The following is a 740-nucleotide window of genomic DNA, read 5'->3' as shown; positions in this document are numbered from 1 at the left end:
TATCGGCGTGTTTTTCGTAGCGCGTTGCGATGGCCCGGAAGTGTTTGATCTTGCTGAAGAAGCGTTCGACGAGATTGCGGTAGCGATAGAGGAAGGGGCTGAAGCTGGGCGGGTTCTTGCGACGTGAGACCGGTTTGATGCAACCCCATGCACCACGCGATTTTAGGCTGTCGCGCAGGGCGTCGCTGTCATAGGCCCGGTCGGCCAGCAGGATCTGGCCTTCGCCGATCCCGCCGAGCATATCGGTGGCGCTGCGTCCGTCATGGGCCTGGCCGGGCGTGAGCTTGAGTGCGACGGGCAGGCCGTTGGCGTCCACGAGGGCATGGATTTTCGTCGTCAGCCCGCCCCGCGAGCGCCCCATGCATCGGGGGTCAGGAGTGTCTCCGGCGGCGGCGTCCGCGCCCCCTTTTTTGCGTTCGCCCCGTGCTGGTGAACGCGGATCGACGAGCTGTCGATCATCTGGATGTCGCCGTCGTAAGCCGCTGTGATCGCGTCGAATATCCGATCCCAGACGCCCAGCTTGCGCCACCGGACGAAGCGGTTGTAGCAGGTCGTCGCCGGACCGTAGCGCTCCGGGATTTCCGCCCAGGGCGACCCGGTGCGCAAGCGCCAGTAAATCCCGTTGAGCACCTTGCGATCGTCCACACGCGGCACACCGCGCGGCTTGTTCGGCAGCAAGGGTTCGATGATCCACCACTCGAAATCGGTCAACTCGTAGCGGCGACGGCCCATGATCCATA

1 protein-coding gene is annotated in these 740 nt (G+C 64.2%); it reads right to left on the bottom strand.

Features of this window, described 5'->3' with window-relative positions; genetic code table 11:
• A protein-coding gene (locus IEV75_RS13820) for an IS5 family transposase (RefSeq protein WP_373290540.1) occupies nt 1–732 on the bottom strand; the annotation gives its coding sequence in 2 pieces (ribosomal slippage) (nt 1–402 and nt 402–732; 733 coding nt annotated over the 2 pieces). This gene is flagged as partial in the annotation.
• Nucleotides 733–740: the final 8 nt, after the last annotated feature.

This window comes from Glycocaulis albus (assembly GCF_014639075.1).
GTDB classification, from domain to species: Bacteria; Pseudomonadota; Alphaproteobacteria; order Caulobacterales; family Maricaulaceae; genus Glycocaulis; species Glycocaulis albus.
This window is presented reverse-complemented; position numbering and strand designations above follow the sequence as displayed.